Source organism: Amycolatopsis sp. NPDC051061, from assembly GCF_040682935.1.
GTDB lineage: Bacteria > Actinomycetota > Actinomycetes > Mycobacteriales > Pseudonocardiaceae > Amycolatopsis.
Genome location: NZ_JBFBBZ010000003.1, coordinates 343018 through 364666, shown reverse-complemented (window position 1 = coordinate 364666; position 21649 = coordinate 343018). Strand labels below are relative to the sequence as shown.

Genomic DNA, 21649 nt, shown 5'->3' with positions numbered 1-21649 from the left:
GGGCGGGGTTGGGCCGTTCAGGGAGCGGGTACTCCCGCCGTGCTTGGTTCGTCTTGGCCCGGAAGGGACCGCGACGCGCCGGGGCCACGGCACCGAAATGGCCGCTTGCGCTGCGGGAATGTCCGTGCTGGACCAGGCGAGGAAACCGCGACGCGCCGATCTTGTGATCCGGAAAGGCCTTTTCTTGTCGGTGATCGCCGGTACCGTGGAATGAAAAGCACTCCGAGGAGGTGCCCGATGCATCATGACCTTCCCGGAGGTCGGCGCGAGGAGGCCGACCCTTCAGCAACATCCGGAGCTGGGACGACGGCGGACGAGCAGGCTCGGCAGATCCGTTTTCTCGAGGAGGAAGTGGCGCTGCTGCGCCGCAAACTGACCGACTCGCCACGGCAGAACCGAGTGCTCGAGCAGCGGCTCGCCGAGGCCTCGGAAAGGGTGAGCCAGCTCACCGAACGCAACACCAAACTGGTCGAAACCCTGCGTGAAGCACGAGGACAGCTCCTCGCGCTGCGTGAGGAAGTCGACCGGCTGGCCCAGCCACCGTCCGGGTACGGCGTCTTCGTCGAGGCGTACGAGGACAACACGGTGGACGTCTTCACGGCCGGCCGGAAGATGCGGGTGTCGGTATCGCCCGCGGTCGAGCTCTCGTCGTTGCGCCGCGGCCAGGCGCTGCGGCTCAACGAGGCGCTCACCGTGGTCGAGGCCGGCGGCTTCGAACGCACCGGCGAGGTGTGTGCCTTGCGTGAGGTGCTCGCCGCCGACGTAGAGGGCGGCAGCCTTCGCGCGCTGGTGGTCGGGCACGCGGACGAGGAGCGGGTGGTCCTGCTCTCCGACCTGCTGGCCGAGCAGCCGCTCAAACCGGGCGACTCGCTCCTGGTCGACTCCAAGGCCGGCTACGCGTACGAGCGCGTGCCGAAGGCGGAGGTCGAGGATCTGGTGCTGGAGGAGGTGCCCGACGTCCGCTACGAGGACATCGGTGGCCTCACCCGGCAGATCGAGCAGATCCGGGACGCGGTGGAACTGCCGTTCCTGCACGCCGACCTGTACCAGGAGTACCAGCTGCGCCCGCCCAAGGGCGTCCTGCTCTACGGCCCGCCGGGCTGCGGCAAGACGCTCATCGCCAAGGCGGTCGCGAACTCGCTGGCCAAGAAGGTGGCCGCGGCGCGGGGCGACAACGAGGACGGGAAGTCCTACTTCCTGAACATCAAGGGTCCCGAGCTGCTCAACAAGTTCGTCGGGGAGACCGAGCGGCACATCCGCCTGATCTTCCAGCGGGCGCGGGAGAAGGCCTCCGAGGGCACCCCGGTGATCGTGTTCTTCGACGAGATGGACTCGATCTTCCGGACCCGTGGATCGGGCGTTTCGTCCGATGTGGAAACCACGATCGTGCCCCAGCTGCTGTCGGAGATCGACGGTGTCGAAGGCCTGGAGAACGTCATCGTCATCGGCGCCTCCAACCGCGAGGACATGATCGACCCGGCGATCCTGCGGCCGGGCCGGCTCGACGTCAAGATCAAGATCGAGCGTCCGGACGCCGAAGGCGCGAAGGACATCTTCTCCAAGTACCTGGCCGAAGGCCTGCCGATCCACGCCGATGACCTCGCCGAGTTCGGCGGCGACGCCAAGGCGACGTTCGACGCGATGATCCAGCACACGGTCGAGCGGATGTACGAGGAGAGCGACGAGAACCGGTTCCTCGAGGTGACCTACGCCAACGGGGACAAGGAAGTCCTGTACTTCCGCGATTTCAACTCGGGTGCGATGATCCAGAACATCGTGGACCGGGCGAAGAAGTCGGCGATCAAGTCGGTGCTGGAGACCCAGCAGCCGGGTCTCCGCGTGCAGCACCTGCTCGACGCGATCGTCGACGAGTTCGCGGAGAACGAGGACCTGCCCAACACCACCAACCCGGACGACTGGGCCCGGATCTCCGGCAAGAAGGGCGAGCGGATCGTCTACATCCGCACGCTCGTCACCGGCAAGAACCAGGACTCGGGGCGGGCGATAGACACCGCCACGAACACCGGTCAGTACCTGTAAGTCCGAGTGCTCGATGGGGCGGCCGCTTCGGCGACCGCCCCATCGGCGCGTCTAGCGGCGGACGAGCCCGGCTTCGGGCTCGGCGGCCCGGCGCACGCGCAGGCGGCCGTGGGCGGCGAGGATGCCCAGCACCACCAGGAGCGCGCCGGTCGGCTGGTTCCAGCTCACCGGTTCGCCCAGCACGAGCACGCCGAGCAGCACCCCGACCACCGGTGTGAGGTAGGTCACCGCCGAAGCGTTGGCCGCGCCCCAGGCCGCGATGATGCGGACGTTCCAGACATAAGCGATGCCCGTGCCGAAGACGCCGAGCGCCACCATGCTCGCCACCACCGCGAGGTCCAGGCGGACCGGCGTCGCCGCGACCGCCGGGGCCAGCAGGCCGAGGAGCACCGTCGCCGACCCCGTCTGGCCGAACGCGACCACGACGGGGTCCACTCCGCGCGGCGAGACGAAACGGCGCATGTAGACGAAGCACGCGCCGTAGCACGTCGTGGCGCCGAGGCACGCGAGCTGTGCCGTCAGCTGGTGCGAGACGTCGACGCCGTGCCACACCCCGACGATCGTGAGCACGCCGAGGAAGCCGAGCGACAGGCCGAGCACACGCGGCGGCGTGAACCGCTCTTCCGGCAGGGCCGCGGCGGCCAGCAGCATCGTGACGAGCGGTGTCGTCGCGTTGAAAATACTGGCCAAACCGGACGAAATATACTGTTCCGCCCATGAGAACAGCAGGAACGGCACCACGCACAACAGCACCGAAACCACCGCGAGGTGACCCCACAGCACGGGATCCCGGGGTAGCGGGCGCCGGCGCACGACCAGCACGGCAGCCAGCGCGAGCGCGCCCAAGGCGACCCGCACCAGGGCGACCTGGCCGGGGGAGAGCCCGTTCAGGCCCACCTTGATGAACAGGAAACTCGCACCCCAGACGACGGCCAGCAGCGCGAACCGCACCGTGACGCCGAACCCCGTTGCTCCGAACCCCATGCCCGCAGTCAACCGGGGACGCCGGGCGCAAAGCCAGCGGGTTTCGGACCTCCAATATGTATAACGACCTATACGTGCCGAGGTAGAATGCCACCCATGGCTTGGGGGGAAGAACCGTGGCAACGAGCGGTCGCGCACGTCGCGAGCCGCGTGTCGGGGCCGCCGTTGCCCGAAGACCTGGCCGTCACCGTGCACTTCCACCCGGACCGCCTGGTGGGCGAGGTGTCGTTGCTGCGGCACCTCGTCACGGACGGCGTTTACCGTTCCCAGTTCGAGACGGGCACGAGCAACGGCGGCTTGACCGCGCACGCCGGCGGTGACCGGTGGCGCTGGGAGAACCGCATGTTCGGCGGCGCCTACGATTACCTGCCGCCGTCGGCGCGGCCCAAGTACGGCTCGCTCAACTACCGCCGCCGCCCGGCGGGCGGATCTGTCCGGTTCGGCTCGTCCCACCTGCGGCTGAAGCGGGAAGTGTGCACGCGCACGACGTTCTGCTACCCGGACAGCTTCGGCGAGCCGGACGACTTCGGCACCGCTGAACACCTGTCGCTGGTGGCGCTCGCCGAGGCGGACACGCAGGACGAACTTGACGACCACATCGAAGCCCACGTCCACGGCCCGCTCCGGCTCGCGACGGATGTCGAGGCGCTCGTGCTGGACCCGGCGTTCCGGGGCACCGACGTCGAGGCGGCGGCCGCCGAGCTGCCGTTTCCCACGCACTGGCACCACGGGTTCCGGCTGCCGGTCGACGTTCTGGCCGAGCACGCCGACTACCGGGGCGAGGACGTCGTGCGCGCCGGCAAGGAGATCGCCGAGGACGGGTGGCTGGACGCGCGGATCATCGGCGACGCCGTCCGTGCCGGCCGGCACGACCCCCAGGTGCTCAAGCGTGTCTGGCACTGCACCGCGCGGTTCGGCCTACGCGGTGACGCCGGCGGGTAGCAGCGCTTCGGCGAGCCGCCGCCAGTGCGGCATGGCCGAAGTGCCGGGTTCGGTCCCGATCACCTGGATGCCGACGTGGTCGGCACCGGCGTCGAGGTGGGCGTTCAGCTTGCCGGTGATCGTGTCGAGGTCGCCCCGGACGACGAGGTCGTCGACGAGCCGGTCGCTTCCGCGGCCGCCGTCGATGTCCGCTTCGGTGTAGCCGAGCCGCCGGAACTTCGCGACGTTGTACTCCGAGGTGAGGTACCGGTGGAGGTGCTCGCGGGCGATCTCCCGTGCCTTGGCGGCGTCGGTTTCGAAGAGCACGGCGTGCTCGACGCCGAGGAACGGGCCGTCGCCCAGGACTTCCCGCGCCTGGGCGGTGTGTTCCGGCGTCACGTGGTAGGTGTGCGCGCCCGCCGAGCGGTCGCGGGCCAGTTCCAGCATCTTCGGGCCGTACGCCGCCAGCAGGCGCCGCATCGGCGCGCGCGGTGCGGGGTTGGCGCTCGGGACGGCGTCCATGGCGTCGAGGTAGTCGCTCATCGCCCGGAGCGGCTTGGTGCCGGGCTTCCCGGCGCCGAGGCCGAGGCCGAGCAGGTGGCGGTCCGGGTAGGCGTCGGCCAGCAGCAGGGCCGCGGTGCGGGTGTAGCGCGGTTCGCGTGACCAGATCCGCGCGATCCCGTTGACGACGGTCAGGCGTTCAGTGGCCGACAGCAGGAACCCGGCGTGCGTGAGGGCTTCCCGGCCGTCGCTCTCCGGGATCCAGACCGCCGGCCAGCCGAGTTCTTCCAGCTCTTGCACGGAGTCCCGGATCAGCCCGGCCGGCTGGTCCTCGAAGTCGAACGTCCAGATGCCGTAGCGGCCGAGCCGCATGTTCTCGATCATGCCCATGAATCGAAGTATCGCAGAATCACGATATGAGTCAACCGGCTGTCCGCCGGGGCAGGGGAGGGGAGCGGTCAGAGAGTGTGGCCGAGCACGGCGACGAACTCGGCGATCCGGGCTTCGTCGCGCTTGTAGTGCGTCCACTTGCCGACGCGGGTCGCGCGCACCAGGCCGGCACGCTGCAGCGATGCCATGTACGCCGACACGGTCGACTGCGCCAGGCCCAGCTTCTCCTGGAGGTGGCTCACGCACACGCCGACCTCGACCGGGTCGGCGATCGCCCGGTCGACCGGGCTCTGCTCATTGAAAAAGTGCCGCTCGGGCTCCCGCAGCCACCGCAGCACCTGCAGCCGCACGGGGTTCGCGAGCGCCTTGAAGACCTCGAGCAGCTGCTCGGCGTCCGGCTGGGATTCGGTGCGTGTCGTCATGGCTGGATCCAGTATATCGACGTATAACGACCTATACTCCTGGCCGTGACCGAAGAAACCCGCCGGCCTCGCGCGCCGATCACCGAAAACGACGTCCTGGCCTGGCTGGAGACGACGGCCGCCGCCGTCCAGGCGGGGGAGGTGGGCGCCCAGGAGCTCATCGACATCCTCGGGGAGCTCCGCCGCGCCTCCGCCGCCTGCGCCGACGCCTCCGACTGGGCCCTGCTCGCCGCCCGCGAAGGCGGTGCGAGCCTCCGTCAGATCGCGCCGGTCTTCGGCAAGGGGTACGTCCGGGCCCCGGCCGCGCGGCTCGAGAAGCTGCACCGCCAGGCGCAGAACTCGGACCAGTGGCTGGCCATCCTGCGGCACAAGCAGACCGCGTGAACCGCGTCGCGCTCGGCCTGGCGGCGCTGGGCCGGCCCGCCTACATCAACCTGGGCCGCGACGGCGCGCTGCCAGCGGAGCGGGACGTGGAGTCCATGCGTGCCGCGACCTTCGCGGTGCTCGACGACGCCTACGCCGCGGGGATCCGGCACGTCGACGTCGCCCGGTCGTACGGGCGCTCGGAGGAGTTCCTGGCCGGCTGGCTCGCCGAGCGGGGGCACGACGGCGTCGAGGTCTCCAGCAAGTGGGGTTATGCGTACGTGGGGGACTGGCGGCTCGACGCCGACGTGCACGAGGTGAAGGAGCATTCGGCGGCGCGGTTCGCCGCGCAGTGGGCCGAAACCCTGGCGCTGCTGGGGGAACGCGTCGGGCTGTACCAGGTGCATTCGCTCACTGTGGACAGTCCGTTGTTCACCGACGAGCCGTTGGTCGAGGCGCTGGCCGAACTTTCCGCGAATGGCGTCGCCGTGGGGTTCTCGACGTCCGGGCCGGCGCAGGCGGACGCGATCGAGCGGGCGTTCACGCTGGAAGTGGCCGGGCGGCCGGTGTTCTCGGCGGTGCAGTCGACGTGGAACGTCCTGGAACCGTCCGCCGGGCCGGCCCTCGCCGCGGCGCACACGGCCGGGAAGCGCGTGCTGGTCAAGGAAACCCTGGCCAACGGCCGGCTCGCGGTCGAAGCCCCGAAGGTGGTCCGCGACATCGCGGCGGCGCACGGGATCGGGCCGGACGCCGTCGCCGTCGCCGCGGTGCTGGCGCAGGAGTGGGCCGGCACGGCGGTCATCGGCCCGGCGAGCCCGGCTCAGCTCGAGGCGAACCTGCGCGCCACGACGGTGGGCCTGGGTGCGGCGGACCGGGATGCGCTGGCCGGCCTCGCCGAGGAGCCCGGTGCGTACTGGCGACACCGGTCCTCCTTGGCGTGGGACTGAGCGGCTGCACTACCCTTCGCAGGCACCAGCGGACGACAGGGAGGCCGGAGCAGTGCGTCATCGGCAGGTGGTCGCCCTGGCCGCGGTCGCGTTGGTCGGCCTCACGGGCTGCGACGGGCCCGACCCGAACAACCTCGAGACGTACTACGACGATCCGACACCCACGTCGTCGCCGGTCACGCCCTCGGCGGAAGAAGCACCGGTGAGCCCCGCGAAGGCTGCTCCGGTCACGCCGCCCGATCCCGGCCTGCTCGCGGAGCGGGCCCTGCTGTCCGACGCGGACGTCGCGGAGGAGGGCGTGCAGCCGGGCTCGGGTGAGGCTTCGGGATGCCTGGCGGACGGGCCGTCGGCGGGCAGCCGGACCGCGACCTGGCGCTACCCCAGCGGGTCGGTGCTGAGCCACCGTGTCGTGGCGTTCCCGGACCGATCGGCCGCCCAAGCCGTCGCGGAAAACGAGTGCGCGGGCAAGACGGTGAGCGTCCCCGTCCAGCCCGGGGTCGAGCTGCAGCAGGCCTGGGGCGACGGCAAGACCTGCACGGTGTTGCTGGCGAAGGGAAGGCTCGTGTCCGAGCTGACGGTCTCGGCGAGCACCGAGACCCGCGCGGTGGACGCGGCGAAGCGCCTGCTGCCCGCGATGACGGCGAAGCTCACCGCTCAGCCGTAGCGGCGGAACCACTCCTGGACGCCTTCGCGGCCGTCGGGGATGAAGGGGAGTTCGGGCGCCGGGTCGTCGATCCAAGCGCGGAGTTCTTCCAGGGGGATCCAACGGCCTTCGACGATCTCTTCGGCCTGGTGGTGGATCGGGCCGTCCCAGCGGACCTCGAAGGCGAAGTTGTGGCAGCGGTTGCGGCCGTCGTCGTAGACCTTGGTGAACAGCGGCACGGGTTCCACCCCGTGGACGCCGAGTTCTTCGGCCAGTTCGCGGCGGGCGCACCCGGCCGGTGACTCGCCCGCGGCGACCACGCCGCCGGCCCAGCAGTCCCAGGTCGAGGGCCACACGTCCTTCACCGCGGTGCGCAGGTGCACGTAGACGGCCTTGCCGTCACCCGAACGGACCAGCACGACGCCGGCGGCGTGCCACAGGCCCTCGGCGCGGACCCGGGAGCGGGTGGTCGTGCCGACTTCGGAGCCGGCCTGGTCATAGAGCGCAACGAGTTCGTCACTGCCTGGCATGGGTGCATCGTTCCACTAGGACGACCCCGTAGGGTGGTGGACATGCGGCGGATCATGGGAACCGAAGTCGAGTACGGCATCTCCGTGCCGGGCGACGCGACGGCGAACCCGGTACTCACCTCGACCCAGGTCGTGCTGGCCTACGCGGCGGCGGCCGAGATCCCGCGCGCCCGGCGGGCGCGGTGGGACTACGAGGTGGAGAGCCCGCTGCGGGACGCGCGCGGGTTCGACCTGACCGGGCCCGGCGGGCCGGGGCACGACCCGGACGTCGAGGACCTCGGCGCGGCGAACGTCATCCTGACCAACGGGGCGCGGCTGTACGTCGACCACGCGCACCCGGAGTACTCGGCACCCGAGGTGACGAACGCGCGCGACGCCGTCATCTGGGACAAGGCCGGCGAGCGGGTGATGGAGGAGGCCGCGCTGAAGGCGGCGTCCGTGCCCGGACAGCCACAGCTGCAGCTGTACAAGAACAACGTCGACGGCAAGGGCGCGAGCTACGGCACGCACGAGAACTACCTGTGCGCGCGGTCGACGCCGTTCACCGCGATCATCGCCGGGCTGACGCCGTTCTTCGTGTCGCGGCAGGTGGTGACCGGCTCGGGCCGGGTCGGCATCGGCCAGCAGAGCGAGGAGGCCGGGTTCCAGCTCTCCCAGCGTGCGGACTACATCGAGGTCGAGGTCGGCCTGGAGACCACGCTGAAGCGCGGGATCATCAACACCCGGGACGAGCCGCACGCGGACGCGGACAAGTACCGGCGGCTGCACGTCATCATCGGCGACGCGAACATGTCCGAGTACTCGACGTACCTGAAGGTCGGGACGACGGCGCTGATCCTCGACCTGATCGAGTCGGGGATCCGGTTCGACGACCTGAAGCTGGACGAGCCGGTGCGCGCGGTGCACCAGATCAGCCACGACCCGACGCTGAAGGCGCAGGTGGCGCTGGCGAACGGGAAGAAGTACACCGGGCTGGACCTGCAGTTCGCCTACCACGAGATCGCCTCGCAGAACCTGGAGCGCACGGGCGCGGACCAGGCGTCGAAGGAGGTCCTGCGGGTCTGGGGCGAGGTCCTGGACGCGCTGGCGCGCGACCCGCAGGAGTGCGCGGACCGGCTGGACTGGCCGGCGAAGCTGCGCCTGCTGGAGGGTTACCGGCAGCGGGACAACCTGGCCTGGGGCGCGCCGCGGCTGCGGCTGGTCGACCTGCAGTACTCGGACGTGCGGCTGGCGAAGGGCCTGTACAACCGGCTGGTGACGCGCGGGTCGATGAAGCGGCTGGTGACCGAGGAAGAGGTGCTGACCGCGGTGACGACGCCGCCGTCGGACACTCGGGCCTACTTCCGGGGCCGGGCGCTGGAGAAGTACGCGACGTCGATCGCGGCGGCGTCCTGGGATTCGGTCATCTTCGACGTGGGCAAGGAGTCGCTGGTGCGGATCCCGACCCTGGAGCCCCTGCGCGGCACGAAGGCGCACGTCGGCAAGTTGCTGGACGAGTCGGCGACGGCGGAGGACCTGGTGGAGGCGCTCACCGGTTCGGACTAGGCGGGACGCACCAGCGATCGCGGCGTGACCCCGAATGTCGGGGCCGCTGGGTAGGCTAGGAAACATCAGCCACACCGGGAGGCGAGATGGCCCAGGAAAAGATCGAAAAGCACGGCGGTGGTGACTCCGACGAGGAGTTCGACGACACCGGCGCGGCGGGTCAGGAGCGGCGCGAGAAGCTCGGCGAGGACGTGGACACGATCCTGGACGAGATCGACGACGTGCTCGAGGAGAACGCCGAGGACTTCGTCCGGGCCTACGTGCAGAAGGGCGGCGAGTAGCCGCCGGGGGCGTTGCGCCCTTGCCGACCGTTCAGCCGGCGGCCGGGGTTCCGCGTGGTGGTGACCGTGGTCCGTGCGGGCCGGGGGTGCCGGGCGCGGGGCTCTGGTCCGCGTGGCCCGCACAGATGGGATTTTTGAGCACGTATGGACAACACCAGGGGCATCTCGGGTCCCGCGCTGCCGGCCGCGTACTTCTCGTCGGCGACGTCGTCGTTTTCGGACTTCCTGCGGGTGCAGGCACCGGAGTTGCTTCCGGAGCGGCGGGTGAGCGGTGGCGTGGCCGAGCTGGGCGTGCCGCACGGGACGACGATCGTCGCGCTGACTTTCGCGAGCGGTGTGCTGATCGCGGGTGACCGGCGGGCGACGTCGGGGAACATGATCGCGAGCCGGGACATCGAGAAGGTGCACGTCACCGACGAGTATTCGGCGGTCGGCATCGCGGGCACGGCGGGGCTGGCCGTGGAGATGGTGCGGTTGTACGCCGTCGAGCTGGCGCACTACGAGAAGATCGAGGGCGTTCGGCTGTCGCTGGACGGCAAGACGAACAAGCTGGCGGGGATGGTCAAGGCCAACCTCGAGATGGCGATGGCCGGGCTGGCGGCGATCCCGTTGTTCGTCGGGTACGACCTGGAGGCCGCGGATGCGAAGCACGCCGGGCGGATCGTGTCGTACGACGCCGCGGGTGGCCGCTACGAGGAAAACGGCGGGTACGCGGGCATCGGTTCGGGTTCGCTGTTCGCGAAATCCGCGCTGAAGAAGCTGCACGATCCGGACGCCGACGTCGAGGCCGCGACGCGCGTCGCGGTCGAGGCGCTGTACGACGCGGCGGACGACGACACGGCGTCGGGCGGGCCGGACCTGGTCCGGCGGATCTTCCCGAGTGTCGTGACGATCACCGCGGAGCGCGGTGCCGTCCAGCTGCCGGAGTCGGCGACGGCGGCGGTCGCGGAAGCCGTGGTCGCGGGGCGGATCGAGCGCCACCAGAGCCGGCTCTCCTGACGCGGGGCTGAACCAGTGAACGTTGGAACACCGAAGAACCTGGAGCGCACACCGTGACGATGCCGTTGTATGCCTCTCCCGAGCAGCTGATGCGGGAGCGTTCCGAGCTGGCGCGCAAGGGCATCGCGCGCGGCCGGAGCGTGGTGGTGCTGAAGTACGCGGGCGGCGTGCTGTTCGTCGCGGAGAACCCGTCGGCCACGCTGCACAAGGTGTCCGAGATCTACGACCGGATCGGGTTCGCCGCGGTCGGGCGCTACAGCGAGTTCGAAAACCTGCGCGTGGCGGGGATCCGGCACGCGGACCTCAAGGGCTACCAGTACGACCGGCGTGACGTGAGCGCGCGAGCGCTGGCGAACGCCTACGCGGCGACGCTGGGCAGCATCTTCACCGAGCAGCTGAAGCCGTTCGAGGTCGAGGTCTGCGTGGCGGAGGTCGGGGCGAGCTCGGCGGAGGACCAGTTGTACCGGCTGACCTACGACGGGTCGATCTTCGACGAGCCGCAGTTCACCGTGATGGGCGGCCAGAACGAAAAGATCGCGGCGAAGCTGAAGGAGACGTTCGAGGAGGGCTTGGACCTGCAGGCGGCCTTGGGCGTGGCGGTGGCGGCCCTGCGCACGCCGACCCAGCCGGCGCCCACGACGACGGCGTCCTCGTCGGCGGGCACGTCCTCGTCTTCGGCGGCGAGCTCGTCGCCGAACGGCAACGGCGAGGCCGACCCGATCAAGCTGGAGGTGGCGGTGCTGGACCGCGACCGCCCGCGCCGCTCGTTCCGCCGCCTGACGGGCACGGCGCTGGACTCGCTGCTCCCGGTCCCGGACCCGCAGGGCGAGGAGCCGGAGGGCAAGCCGGAAGGCGAGTGACTTCCTGAGCGAAACGGGGGCGTGGCCGGTGGGCCACGCCCCCGATTTCGTCAGTCCGGCCGGTGGGCGACGGCGAGCAACCGGATTTCAGGAGGTCGCGGGGGAGACCCGGAAGTTCTGGTCGGCGAACGCCAGCAGATACGGCAGCGTCGCGCGGGCGGTGTGCCAGGTGTGGTTGAAGCCGCGTTCGGCGTGGACGACCGCCTCCTGGCCGCGGGCGTGCAGGGCGTCGGCGATCCGGTGGGCCGTCGTGACGTCGGTGGGTGCGCCGGTGCCGACCGCGAGCATCACCGAGACCGGTGCGGGGAAGTTCATCGCCGGCAGGTAGCGGCGCGGGGTGTTGGCGGCGATGGCCGCCCGGTTGCCGTCGAGGACGCCGACGGAGTCGTTGAGGTCGTCGTAGGGGAGGGCGATCAGCAGGGTGGCGAACTCGTCGACGTGGTGCAGGCCGATGTTGAGCGCCCCGAAGCCGCCGCCGGACATGCCGCCCAGCGCGCGGTGGGCGCGGTCGGCGGCGGTGCGGTAGCGCCGGTCGATCGCCGGAACCACCGTGTGCGCCAGGTACGTCTCCAGCTGCGGGCCGCCGGGGACGTCGAGGCATTCCCAGTCCGTGGCGGGGTTGCCGGCGGTCAGGTCGACGCTGACCACGATCATCGGCTCGATCACGCCGGCGCGCTGCAGGGCGAGCAGCGTTCCGGGGGCGTCGCCGGAGGTCAGCCAGTCGCGCGGGCCGCCGAACGGGTAGCCGTGGATCAGGTAGACGACGGGGTAGCGGCGGGCCGCGTTCGCGTCGTACCCCGGGGGCAGCACGACGTAGTTGCTGCCCGACGGGACGCCGTGGGCGGGGTCGGGCAGGCTCACGACGTCGATCCGCTGGCCGGCGGCCGCGGTGCCCGCGCCCGCGTGCGGCGCGGACGGTGCCTCGTCGCCGTCGTCGAGCAGGCGGCCGGCGAGGTTGACGACGCCGGGGCCGCGTTGCAGCAGGCGCGCGAGGTCGTCGGAGGTGCGGACGTACCCGACGTAGCTGTTCAGGGCAGTTACCCCCGCGAGCAGCAGCAGGACGCCGAAGGCGGTGAAGCCCCAGCGACGCGCCCGGCGCCGGTGCCACAACGCGATGACGGCGGCGAGGACCGCGACGGCGGCCGAGGCGAGGGCGAGCCAGATGAGCGGGGACTCGAACGGGCCGAGGTCGCGGGCGCGCGCGGTGATGTCACCGGGCAGCACCGGGTCGGTGGCGGCCCGGTGGATACCGCCCGCCAGGCCGTGCCCGCCCATTCGATCCCCGCTCGTCCCCTGGTCGCGGGCAGGATCGCCCGCATCTCGGGCACGACGCTAGCCAGGGGCCGCTGTGGGTTCGTTGAGAGAAAGTAATGCGTCCTTAAAGGCGGTAGATGGTCAGTGCGCTGGGGCAGGACCGGAAGCGGAACCGGTTGCCGAGCGGGCCGACCTCGCCGTCGGTGGCGACGCGGCGGTGGCCGTCCAGGAGCTCCACGTCCAGCTCGGCGACGTCGAGCTCCTGGTAGACGTGGCTGGCCGCGAGGGTGCGGGTGACCATCGCCAGCAGGAACCGGGCGCGGGAGTACGGCAGGTCGGCGCGCAGGTAGCGGACGTCGAGCAGGCCGGTGTCGAGCGCCGGGCGCCGGCTGGGCGCGAAACCCTTCGGCGCGTACGTGCCGTTGCCGACGAACAGCAGCCAGACCTGGGTGAGCTTGCCGTTGAGCCGCACGGTCAGCGGTTTGGCGTGCCGCAGCGTCCGGGTCAGCGCGATCACGGCCGAGGGCCACTTGGGGTGCTTTTCCTGCAGCTTCTCGCGCAGCCGGACCATCTCCGGGTAGCCGCCGAGGCTCGCGGTGTTGACGAACCAGCGGTGCGCGGTGTCCCCACCGCCCTCCTCGATCTCGACCTCGCCCAGGTCGATGCCGACGGCGTTGCCGAGCTCGGTCGCCGCGTCCGCGTCGGGCATGGAGCTGACGCCGACGTCGCGGGCGAAGTGGTTGAGCGTGCCCGCCGGGATCAGCGCGAGCGGGAGGTCGCGTTCGGCGGCGACCGCGGCGACCGCGGCCACGGTGCCGTCACCGCCCGCGACGCCGAGCGCGCGGACCGTCCCCCGGGCGTCGATCTCGCTTTCGAGCTGGGCGATCAGGTCCTGGTCGGGGTCCGGGTGGAGGATCTCGGCCTTGGGCCAGGCGTGCCGGGCGTCCTCGGTCGGGTCCTGGCCGTCGATCCCGGACTTGGGGTTGACCAGCACGAGCATGTCGTCGCCGTCGACCATCTCGGGCGCGTCCGCGTGGTGGGCGGTGCGGCCCGGGACGTCGTCGTGCAGCGGCCACCAGTGCCGGGTCGCCAGGCCCACGCCGACCCCGATGCTCAGGCCGACGCCGACGTCGGAGGGCCAGTGGACGCCGGTGTGGACGCGCGAGTAGGCGACGGCCAGCGCGAGGGGCGCCACGGCGAGACCGGCGCGCGGCGACTCCATCGCCACGGCCGTCGCGAAGGCCGCCGCGGACGCCGAGTGGCCGGAGGGGAACGACGACGACGTCGGGCGTTTCCGCAGGCGGCGGTGCCTGGGCACCTCCTCCTCGGCCGGGCGGCGGCGGGGGAACAGCGGCTTGCCGATCAGGTTGGCCGCGGCGCTGGCGCCGGCGATCGCGACGACCCCGCGCAGCGCGCCCCGCCGCGTGGAGCCCTTCTGCGCGGCCAGGAGCGCGGCGACGACCCACCAGAGCCGGGACTTGTTCGCCGATCTGGACAGCGCCATCAGCGCGTCGTCGGCTTTCGTGGCCGGGAGGGCGGCGCTGCGCCGCATGAGGGCGCGATCGGTGCGCCCGACCCGCCGGAAGGCCTGGATGAGCTGGTGCGTCAAGGAGTCGCCTTCCCCAAGTAGTCAAGAGCAGTGCTCCAATCGTGCCTGAATCGGGGAGTTTTCACCGTCTGTGGCACACCGAGGGCGTGTCGACGCCCGAACGGCGCACCGTCGAAGGGGGTCCAGCGCCTACTCTGGTGGCATGCAGCGGCGGATCTTTGGCATCGAGACCGAGTTCGGGGTCACGTGCACCTTCCACGGCCAGCGCAGGCTCTCCCCGGACGAGGTGGCGCGCTACCTCTTCCGGCGGGTCGTCTCGTGGGGCCGTTCTTCGAACGTTTTCCTGTCCAACGGCTCCCGGCTCTACCTCGACGTCGGCTCGCACCCCGAGTACGCGACGGCCGAGTGCGACGACCTCGTCCAGCTGGTCACGCACGACAAGGCCGGGGAGCGGATCCTCGAGGACCTGCTGGTCGACGCCGAGCGACGGCTCGCCGACGAGGGCATCGGCGGCGACATCTTCCTGTTCAAGAACAACACCGACTCGGCGGGCAACTCCTACGGCTGCCACGAGAACTACCTGGTGACCCGCGCGGGTGAGTTCTCCCGGATCGCCGACGTGCTGCTGCCGTTCCTGGTGACCCGGCAGCTCATCTGCGGCGCCGGCAAGGTGCTGCAGACCCCGCGCGGCGCGGTCTACTGCCTCTCCCAGCGTGCGGAACACATCTGGGAGGGCGTCTCGAGCGCGACCACCCGCTCGCGGCCGATCATCAACACCCGCGACGAGCCGCACGCCGACGCCGAGCGCTACCGGCGGCTGCACGTCATCGTGGGCGACTCGAACATGGCCGAGCCGACGACCATGCTCAAGGTCGGCTCGGCGAACCTGGTGCTCGAGATGATCGAGGCCGGTGTCCAGTTCCGCGACTTCACCCTCGACAACCCGATCCGGGCGATCCGCGAGATCAGCCACGACCTCACCGGCCGCCGCCAGGTGCGGCTGGCCGGCGGGCGCGAGGCGTCGGCGCTGGACATCCAGCGCGAGTACCACGCCCGCGCCGTGCAGCACCTCAAGGACAACGGCACGACCCCGGCGAACGAGCGCGTCATCGAGCTGTGGGGCCGGTCCCTGGACGCGGTCGAGCAGCAGGACTTCGGCAAGATCGACACCGAGATCGACTGGGCGATCAAGCACCGGCTGGTCGAGCGCTACCGGCACAAGCACGACCTGGACCTCTCCAGCCCGCGCATCGCGCAGCTCGACCTGGCCTACCACGACATCCGCCGCGGCCGGGGCATCTTCGACCTGCTCCAGCGCAAGGGCCTGGTCCGCCGGGTCACCGACGACGGCGAGATCGAGGCCGCCAAGGACACCCCGCCGCAGACGACCCGGGCGAAGCTGCGCGGCGACTTCATCGCCGCCGCCCAGGCCGCCGGGCGCGACTTCACGGTCGACTGGGTGCACCTGAAGCTGAACGACCAGGCCCAGCGCACGGTCCTGTGCAAGGACCCGTTCCGCTCGGTCGACGAGCGCGTGGAACGCCTGATCAGCTCCCTCTAGCCAGGTCCGTGAAGGCCACCTTGAGGAACTACAAGTTCCTCAAGGTGGCCTTCACGGCGTTTCGGGGACGCGACGAAAGTCGGGGCGGGACTGCGACAGGATCGGCGCATGCGTGTCGTGCTGCTCGTGCTCGCCCTGCTGGTCTCCGTCGCGGCACCGGCTTCGGCGGGGGAGCGCCCGCCGAAGTGGGAGCTGCAGCCCACCGGCGTCACCGCCCAGTTCCGCGGCCTGTCCGCCGTCAGCGCCCGCGTCGCGTGGGTCAGCGGCACGCAGGGCACCGTCCTGCGCACCACCGACGGCGGGACGAGCTGGAAGTCCGTCGGCCCGCCCGGCGCCGAGACGCTCGAACTCCGGGACATCGAGGCCTTCGACGCCGACCACGCCGTGACCCTCTCGATCGGCCCCGGCACCGACTCGCGCGTCTACCGGACCGACGACGGCGGCGCGCACTGGCGCCAGACCTTCCGGAACACCGACGCGGCGGCGTTCTACGACTGCCTCGCGTTCTTCGACCCGTGGCGCGGGCTCGCGATGAGCGACCCGGTCGACGGCCGGTTCCGCGTGCAAGCCACCTTCGACGGCGGCCGCAGCTGGCGGCAGGTCCCCGACAGCGGCTTCCCGCCCGCACTGCCCGGCGAGGCCGGGTTCGCGGCCAGCGGCCAGTGCATCACCACGGCCGGGCCGTTCGACGCGTGGCTTGCGACCGGCGGCGGCGCGACCGCCCGCGTCCTGCACTCCGGCGACGGCGGCCGCCACTGGACGGCCTCGGCCACGCCGCTGCCGAGCAGCCCGTCGGCCGGCGTGTTCGCCGTCGCCTTCCGGAACCCCGGCCAGGGCGTGGCGATCGGCGGCGACTACGCGAACCCTGCCGCGCCCGGCCCGGCCGTCGCGCTGACCAGGGACCGCGGCCGCACCTGGCGCACCCCGGAGCAGTACCCCACCGGGTACCGCTCCGGGCTGGCCTGGCGCGGCGGCGCCGTGCTCGCCGTCGGCCCGGGCGGCAGCGACCACAGCCCGGACGGCGGCCGGCACTGGACGTCGTTCGACACCGGCAGCTTCGACAGCGTGGACTGCGCCGGCGCGGCTTGCTGGGCCAGTGGCGTCCAGGGTCGCGTGGCCCGCCTGAGCCGCTAGAGGACCTGACCGGTCGGGCGGACCATGATCTCGTTGACGTCGACCGACGGCGGCTGGGACAGCGCGTAGAGCACGGCGCGGGCGATGTCGTCCGGCTCCAGCTTCGGCTTCTTCCGCTGCTCGTCGCTGAGGATGTCGGTGTCGGTCATGCCGGGGTTGATCAGCGTGACCCGCACGCCGGTGCCGACGGCCTCCTCGCGGATCGCCCCGGCCATTCCGGTCACCGCCCACTTCGTCACCGAGTACAGGCTCGCGTTCCGGATGTAGCGGCCGGCGACCGAGCCGGTGATCAGCAGGTGCCCGGACGACTCCCGCAGCGCGGGCAGGGCCGCGCGGGCGGTGTAGGCCGCGCCGAGGATGTTGGTGCGGACCATCTCCTCCCAGGCCCGCGGGTCGGGGTCGTCGGTGCCGAAGAACGACGTCCCGACGCCGATCCCGGCGTTGGCGAAGGCGGCGTCGAGCCGTCCGAAGCGTTCGACGGCGGCCGTGACGGCGCCGGAGACGCTCGTCCAGTCCCCGACGTCGGCGCCGAGCGCGATCGCCCGGTCTTCGCCGAGCTCGGCGGCCAGCGCGGTGACGGACCCGGCCTTGCGGGCCACGAGGGCGACCTTGAACCCGGAGGCGGCGGCGAGCCGCGCGGTCGCGGCGCCGAGGCCGCGCGAGGCACCGGTGATGAGAAGAACGCGATCATCCATGGCCCCCACGCTAGGGAAGATTCACGGCGTCAGCACGATCCGCCCGCGCAGGCCGCCCGCCGCCAGCCGTTCGTGCGCCTCCGCGGCCTTCGACAGCGGCAGCACGCCGGCCACGCGCAACGGCAGCACTCCCGTCTCCGTGAGCTTCGCCAGCTCGGCCAGGCGTGCGCCGTCGGCGCGGATCCAGACGTGGCGCACGCGGACCCCGCGCAGCGGGATCGGTGCGGCGCCCGCGGCGAAGGCGACGAACTCGCCGCCGCCGCGGACCGCCTCCAGCGCGTCCAGGCCGAGCAGGGCGGTGTCGAGGACGGCGTCCACCCCGCCGGGCACCAGCGCGCGCACCCGGTCGCCGAGCGCCGGGCCGCGCGCGACGAACTCCGCCCCGAACCCCCGCACCAGCGCTTCGTCGCCGCCGGACGCCACGGCCACCACCCGGAGCCCGCGTGCGTGCGCCAGCGCAACCGCGTACCCGCCGACCGCGCCCGCCGCCCCGGTGACCAGCACGGTTCCGTCCGTTTCGACGAGGTCGAGGGCCTGCGCGGCGGTCAGCGCGTTGAGCGGCAGGGTCGCGGCTTCGGCGGGGGAAAAGCCTTCCGGAGCCGGGGCGACGGCCGAGACGTCCAGCACGATCTGCTCGGCGTACGCGCCCAGCGGGGTCGCGATCCGGTCGCGCAGGCCGATCACTGCGTCGCCGACGCGGAAGCCGGAGCCGGAGCCGATTTCGACCACGCCGGCGACGTCCCACCCCAGGCCGAGCACCTCCCGCGGCGGGATCACGCCGGCCTCGGTGAGCCACCCGGCGCGGGTCGCGACGTCGACCGGGTTCACCGCGGCCGCCGTCACCCGGATCCGCACCTGACCCGGGCCGGGCTCCGGCACCGGGACCGCCACGGACTCCAGGACCTCCGGGCCACCGAACTTCCGGACCACCACCGCACGCATCTTCGTCTCCTGACCCCGAGCGAACCTTCCCCGCGAACGTAAAGGGAGCTACTCTCCATCGGGAAGTACGCACCCGCAGGTTCCCCACGTACCAGGAGGTTCGCCCGGTGCCCACGCGCACGGCGGAACAGCGGCGGCAGGCCGAAAAGGCCGCCTACGACGCCTACCTCGCGGCCTGCCCGACCCGGAAGCTGCTCGACGAGATCGCCGGCAAGTGGGTCAGCCTGGTCCTCGTCGCGCTCGGTGACGGCCCGCGGCGCTACAGCGACCTTTCGCGGCGCATCGCCGGGGTCAGCCAGAAGATGCTCACCCAGACCCTGCGGGTGCTCGAGCGGGACGGGCTGGTGCGCCGCGAGGTGACCCCGGCGGTGCCCGTCCGCGTCGACTATTCCCTTACGCCGCTGGGGGGAAGCCTCCGCGCGCTGATGGCCGGGTTCAAGGACTGGGCCGAGACGAACTTCGAAGCCGTGGACGCCGCCCGGACCGATTACGACGCGCGCACCCCGGACCTCACGATCGGGCCGGGCGGCGCGGGCTAGGCTCTACCGGGTGTCCACCGCACGCGCCGAACGGCTGGTCAATCTGGTACTGGCCCTCCTGTCCACCCGGCAGTACCTCACTGCCGAGCGGATCCGCGGCATCGTGCCCGGCTACGGCGACGCGGCCAGCGACGACGCCTACTTCCGGATGTTCGAGCGGGACAAGACCGAGCTGCGCGAACTCGGCATCCCCTTGGAGACCGGCCGCAACTCCGCCTTCGACGCCATCGAGGGCTACCGCATCGCCCGCCGCGACTACGAGCTCGGCGAGATCGACCTCGCTCCCGACGAAGCCGCCGCCGTCGCGCTCGCGTCCCGGCTGTGGGACTCCCCGGAGCTCACCGGACAGGCGCAGGGCGCGCTGGTGAAGCTGCGTGCCGCCGGCCTGGAGGTCGACGACCAGGCCCCCACGATCGTCGAGCCGCGCGTGCGCGCCGAACCGGCGTTCGGGCCGCTGCTGGCCGCGGTGCAGAACGGCCAGGCCGTCCGCTTCGAGTACCGCCGCAGCGGCTCGCCGGAACGCATCATGCGCACCCTCGAGCCCTGGGGCGTGGTGTCGTGGCGGGCCCGCTGGTACGTCGTCGGGCACGACCGCGACCGCGGCGCCACCCGCTGCTTCCGCCTCTCCCGCGTCACCGGCCAGGTCCAGCCGGTCGGCAAGCCGGGCGCGGTGCAGCGTCCGGAGGGTGTCAACCTGCTCAAACTCGTGTCGGTGACGGGGGAGTCCGAACCCGCCCCGGTCACCACCGCCCGGCTCTGGGTCGCCGACGGCCGCGCCGCCGGGGTCCGCCGCCGCGGCACCGTCCTGGGCCGGTGCGCGATCGACGGCGAAGAGGGCGACCTCGTCGAGATCGGGCTCTACTTCCCGGAGTCGGCCGCCGACTGGATCACCGCGCAGGGCCCCGACGTCGTCGTGCTCGAACCCGACGTGCTGGCCAAGACCGTCCAGGACCGGCTCGAAGCCGTCGTGGCCCGGCAGGGGAGCGGCCGGTGAGCGGGTCGACCGACCGGATGCCGAGACTGCTCGCGCTCGTGCCCTACCTGCTCGCGCGCCCGGGCATCCGCGTCGACGAGGCGGCGCACGACTTCGACGTCACGCCGAAGCAGCTGCGCAAGGACCTCGAGCTGCTGTGGATGTGCGGGCTGCCCGGCTACGGCCCCGGCGACCTCATCGACCTGTCCTTCGAGGGCGACACGATCGTCGTCACCCACGACGCCGGGATGAACCGCCCGCTGCGGCTGACCGGCGGCGAGGCCACGGCGCTGCTGGTCGCGCTGCGGGCGCTGGCCGAGACGCCCGGCGTGCTCGACGGTGACGCCGTCCGCCGCGCCATCGCCAAGATCGAGTCGGCGGCCGGGCAGGCCCAGCCCGCCGGCGTGGTCGTCGGCGGCGGGGTGCGCGAGGGCAAGAAGACCGCGCGGACCCGCGAGGAGGTCGCCCGGGCGCTGCGGGACGGGCGGGCCCTGCGGATCCGCTACTACACCGCGTCCAAGGACCAGATCACCGAGCGCACGGTCGACCCGATGCGGCTGCTGATCGTGCAGGCGGTCGGCTACCTGGAGGCCTGGTGCCGCCGCGCCGAGGGCGTCCGGCTGTTCCGGCTCGACCGGATCGACGAGCTGACGGTCCTCGACGAGCCCTCCCGGCCGCCCGCGCACGCCCATCCGACCGATATTTCCGAGGGCGTCTTCCGGGAGCGTCCCGACCAGCGGGAGGCCGTGCTGGTCCTCGACCCGGACGCACGCTGGGTAGCCGAGTACTACCCGTGCGAGGAGCTCGACGAGCTCGACGGCGGCCGGCTGCGGATCCGGATGCGCTACGCCGACCAGTCCTGGATGGTGCGCCTCGTGCTGGGGTTGGGCGGAGAAGCGCTGGTGGAGAGCCCGGCCGACCTCGCGTCCGACGTCGGACGCCGCGCGGCCGACGCGGTGGCCCGAGCCCGTCACCTTCCGTCAACCTGCGACCACTAAGGTGATCGACGTGCCGTACCTGCCCACCGTCGTGCTCGCCGCGATCGGCCTGCTGCTCGTCGTCCTGCTGGTGCGGACCGTCAAGGTCTTGCGTGGTTTCCGGCGGACCGCAAGCATGGTGGCTACGAACACCCAGGACCGGGCGGGGTTGATCCGTGCCCGGTCGGCCGCGCTGCGCGTCGCCTTCGCGGAGCGCCGCCGGAAACCGGAAAACCAGTAACATCCCTACCAGACGCAGATAGGAGGCCATCTTGTTCGCCAACGGATTGCAAGGATGGCATTTGATCATCTTGGTGCTGCTCGTCGTGCTGCTGTTCGGGGCCAAGCGGCTTCCCGATGCGGCCCGGTCGATCGGCAAGTCCATGAAGATCTTCAAGGCCGAGACCAAGGACCTCGCGGGCGACAAGAGCGCCTCGCACGAGGACGCCGAGCCGGTCGAGACGAAGCAGATCCCGGCCACGCCCGTCCCCGTGACGCCGCCCGCCGCGACCGACCAGCAGGTCGCCGACCTGCAGCGGCAGCTCGACGAGCTGAAGAAGCAGCAGGCCGACCAGCCGCAGAAGAACGCCAGCTGAGCG

The 21649-nt window shown here is 71.7% G+C and carries 24 protein-coding genes; 16 read left to right on the top strand and 8 right to left on the bottom strand.

Annotation, left to right across the window (positions count from 1 at the left end; all coding sequences use genetic code 11):
• The first annotated feature begins 237 nt into the window (after positions 1-237).
• Complete coding sequence (gene arc, locus AB0N03_RS06385; RefSeq protein ID WP_155544114.1) at positions 238-2040, top strand: proteasome ATPase; 1803 nt, start codon at positions 238-240, stop codon at positions 2038-2040.
• Positions 2041-2091: 51 nt separating this feature from the next.
• On the opposite strand, the gene AB0N03_RS06380 is transcribed toward arc, so the two are convergent.
• Positions 2092-3024, bottom strand: coding sequence for a DMT family transporter (locus AB0N03_RS06380; protein ID WP_364366255.1), 933 nt, complete (start codon positions 3022-3024; stop codon positions 2092-2094).
• Between the two features lie 96 nt (positions 3025-3120).
• Between AB0N03_RS06380 and AB0N03_RS06375 the strand changes: the two genes are divergently transcribed.
• Complete coding sequence (locus AB0N03_RS06375) at positions 3121-3966, top strand: DUF3626 domain-containing protein (protein ID WP_364366253.1); 846 nt, start codon at positions 3121-3123, stop codon at positions 3964-3966.
• On the opposite strand, the gene AB0N03_RS06370 is transcribed toward AB0N03_RS06375, so the two are convergent.
• Positions 3943-4818: a TIGR03620 family F420-dependent LLM class oxidoreductase gene (locus tag AB0N03_RS06370; protein ID WP_364366298.1), complete on the bottom strand. Its 876-nt coding sequence runs from the start codon at positions 4816-4818 to the stop codon at positions 3943-3945. The two genes, AB0N03_RS06375 and AB0N03_RS06370, sit on opposite strands and share 24 nt — an antisense overlap.
• 86 nt (positions 4819-4904) lie before the next feature.
• Complete coding sequence (locus AB0N03_RS06365) at positions 4905-5258, bottom strand: metalloregulator ArsR/SmtB family transcription factor (protein WP_364366251.1); 354 nt, start codon at positions 5256-5258, stop codon at positions 4905-4907.
• 45 nt (positions 5259-5303) lie between these two features.
• Here AB0N03_RS06365 and AB0N03_RS06360 point away from each other — a divergent pair, with 45 nt between their 5' ends.
• The 3 genes from AB0N03_RS06360 to AB0N03_RS06350 are packed head-to-tail and all read left to right on the top strand — an operon-like array spanning position 5304 to position 7232.
• Positions 5304-5642 (top strand): hypothetical protein, encoded by a 339-nt coding sequence (locus AB0N03_RS06360; RefSeq protein WP_364366249.1) that lies wholly within the window; start codon positions 5304-5306, stop codon positions 5640-5642.
• Complete coding sequence (locus tag AB0N03_RS06355; protein ID WP_364366247.1) at positions 5639-6568, top strand: aldo/keto reductase; 930 nt, start codon at positions 5639-5641, stop codon at positions 6566-6568. Before AB0N03_RS06360 ends, AB0N03_RS06355 begins: the two co-directional genes overlap by 4 nt.
• A gap of 52 nt (positions 6569-6620) precedes the next feature.
• Positions 6621-7232 (top strand): hypothetical protein, encoded by a 612-nt coding sequence (locus AB0N03_RS06350; RefSeq protein WP_364366245.1) that lies wholly within the window; start codon positions 6621-6623, stop codon positions 7230-7232.
• Here AB0N03_RS06350 and AB0N03_RS06345 read toward each other — a convergent pair.
• Entirely contained in the window at positions 7223-7741 is a 519-nt protein-coding gene (locus tag AB0N03_RS06345; protein WP_364366243.1) for an NUDIX domain-containing protein, read from the bottom strand. The two genes, AB0N03_RS06350 and AB0N03_RS06345, sit on opposite strands and share 10 nt — an antisense overlap.
• A gap of 42 nt (positions 7742-7783) precedes the next feature.
• Between AB0N03_RS06345 and dop the strand changes: the two genes are divergently transcribed.
• The 4 genes from dop to prcA all read left to right on the top strand — a co-directional run bounded on the left by dop (position 7784) and on the right by prcA (position 11426).
• Positions 7784-9286 carry a depupylase/deamidase Dop gene (dop, locus tag AB0N03_RS06340; RefSeq protein ID WP_364366241.1) on the top strand — a complete coding sequence of 501 codons (1503 nt, stop codon included), beginning with the start codon at positions 7784-7786 and terminating at the stop codon, positions 9284-9286.
• Between the two features lie 86 nt (positions 9287-9372).
• Positions 9373-9567, top strand: coding sequence for a ubiquitin-like protein Pup (locus tag AB0N03_RS06335; protein ID WP_013226725.1), 195 nt, complete (start codon positions 9373-9375; stop codon positions 9565-9567).
• Positions 9568-9711: 144 nt separating this feature from the next.
• Positions 9712-10566, top strand: a complete 855-nt coding sequence (gene prcB / locus AB0N03_RS06330) for a proteasome subunit beta (protein WP_364366239.1) — start codon at positions 9712-9714, stop codon at positions 10564-10566.
• Between the two features lie 53 nt (positions 10567-10619).
• Positions 10620-11426 (top strand): proteasome subunit alpha, encoded by an 807-nt coding sequence (prcA, locus tag AB0N03_RS06325; RefSeq protein WP_364366237.1) that lies wholly within the window; start codon positions 10620-10622, stop codon positions 11424-11426.
• A gap of 87 nt (positions 11427-11513) precedes the next feature.
• Here the strand turns inward: prcA and AB0N03_RS06320 are convergent, their stop codons facing one another.
• Together AB0N03_RS06320 and AB0N03_RS06315 are read right to left on the bottom strand one after the other, a co-directional pair.
• The gene (locus AB0N03_RS06320; RefSeq protein ID WP_364366235.1) at positions 11514-12701 is read right to left on the bottom strand and encodes an alpha/beta hydrolase-fold protein; all 1188 of its coding nucleotides are present in this window, start codon (positions 12699-12701) and stop codon (positions 11514-11516) included.
• A gap of 103 nt (positions 12702-12804) precedes the next feature.
• A complete protein-coding gene (locus tag AB0N03_RS06315; protein ID WP_364366233.1) occupies positions 12805-14289 on the bottom strand; it encodes a phosphatase PAP2 family protein in 1485 nt (494 codons plus the stop codon).
• Positions 14290-14431: 142 nt separating this feature from the next.
• Here AB0N03_RS06315 and pafA point away from each other — a divergent pair, with 142 nt between their 5' ends.
• Positions 14432-15790: a Pup--protein ligase gene (gene pafA / locus AB0N03_RS06310; RefSeq protein WP_364366231.1), complete on the top strand. Its 1359-nt coding sequence runs from the start codon at positions 14432-14434 to the stop codon at positions 15788-15790.
• 108 nt (positions 15791-15898) lie between these two features.
• Positions 15899-16924, top strand: coding sequence for an oxidoreductase (locus tag AB0N03_RS06305; RefSeq protein ID WP_364366229.1), 1026 nt, complete (start codon positions 15899-15901; stop codon positions 16922-16924).
• Here AB0N03_RS06305 and AB0N03_RS06300 read toward each other — a convergent pair.
• Both AB0N03_RS06300 and AB0N03_RS06295 read right to left on the bottom strand, forming a co-directional pair.
• Positions 16921-17619, bottom strand: a complete 699-nt coding sequence (locus AB0N03_RS06300) for an SDR family oxidoreductase (RefSeq protein ID WP_364366227.1) — start codon at positions 17617-17619, stop codon at positions 16921-16923. The two genes, AB0N03_RS06305 and AB0N03_RS06300, sit on opposite strands and share 4 nt — an antisense overlap.
• A 21-nt stretch (positions 17620-17640) precedes the next feature.
• On the bottom strand, positions 17641-18561 hold the full coding sequence (locus AB0N03_RS06295; RefSeq protein ID WP_364366225.1) for an NADP-dependent oxidoreductase: 921 nt from the start codon (positions 18559-18561) through the stop codon (positions 17641-17643).
• A 107-nt stretch (positions 18562-18668) separates the two neighbouring features.
• Between AB0N03_RS06295 and AB0N03_RS06290 the strand changes: the two genes are divergently transcribed.
• The 5 genes from AB0N03_RS06290 to tatA are packed head-to-tail and all read left to right on the top strand — an operon-like array spanning position 18669 to position 21646.
• Positions 18669-19100: a helix-turn-helix domain-containing protein gene (locus AB0N03_RS06290; RefSeq protein WP_364366223.1), complete on the top strand. Its 432-nt coding sequence runs from the start codon at positions 18669-18671 to the stop codon at positions 19098-19100.
• A 10-nt stretch (positions 19101-19110) separates the two neighbouring features.
• Positions 19111-20094 carry a WYL domain-containing protein gene (locus tag AB0N03_RS06285; RefSeq protein WP_364366221.1) on the top strand — a complete coding sequence of 328 codons (984 nt, stop codon included), beginning with the start codon at positions 19111-19113 and terminating at the stop codon, positions 20092-20094.
• Positions 20091-21071 (top strand): WYL domain-containing protein, encoded by a 981-nt coding sequence (locus AB0N03_RS06280; RefSeq protein ID WP_364366219.1) that lies wholly within the window; start codon positions 20091-20093, stop codon positions 21069-21071. The genes AB0N03_RS06285 and AB0N03_RS06280 overlap by 4 nt, the downstream gene beginning before the upstream one ends.
• A gap of 10 nt (positions 21072-21081) precedes the next feature.
• A complete protein-coding gene (locus AB0N03_RS06275) occupies positions 21082-21291 on the top strand; it encodes a bacteriophage holin (protein WP_364366217.1) in 210 nt (69 codons plus the stop codon).
• Positions 21292-21322: 31 nt separating this feature from the next.
• Positions 21323-21646, top strand: a complete 324-nt coding sequence (tatA, locus tag AB0N03_RS06270) for a Sec-independent protein translocase subunit TatA (RefSeq protein ID WP_364366216.1) — start codon at positions 21323-21325, stop codon at positions 21644-21646.
• Positions 21647-21649: the final 3 nt, after the last annotated feature.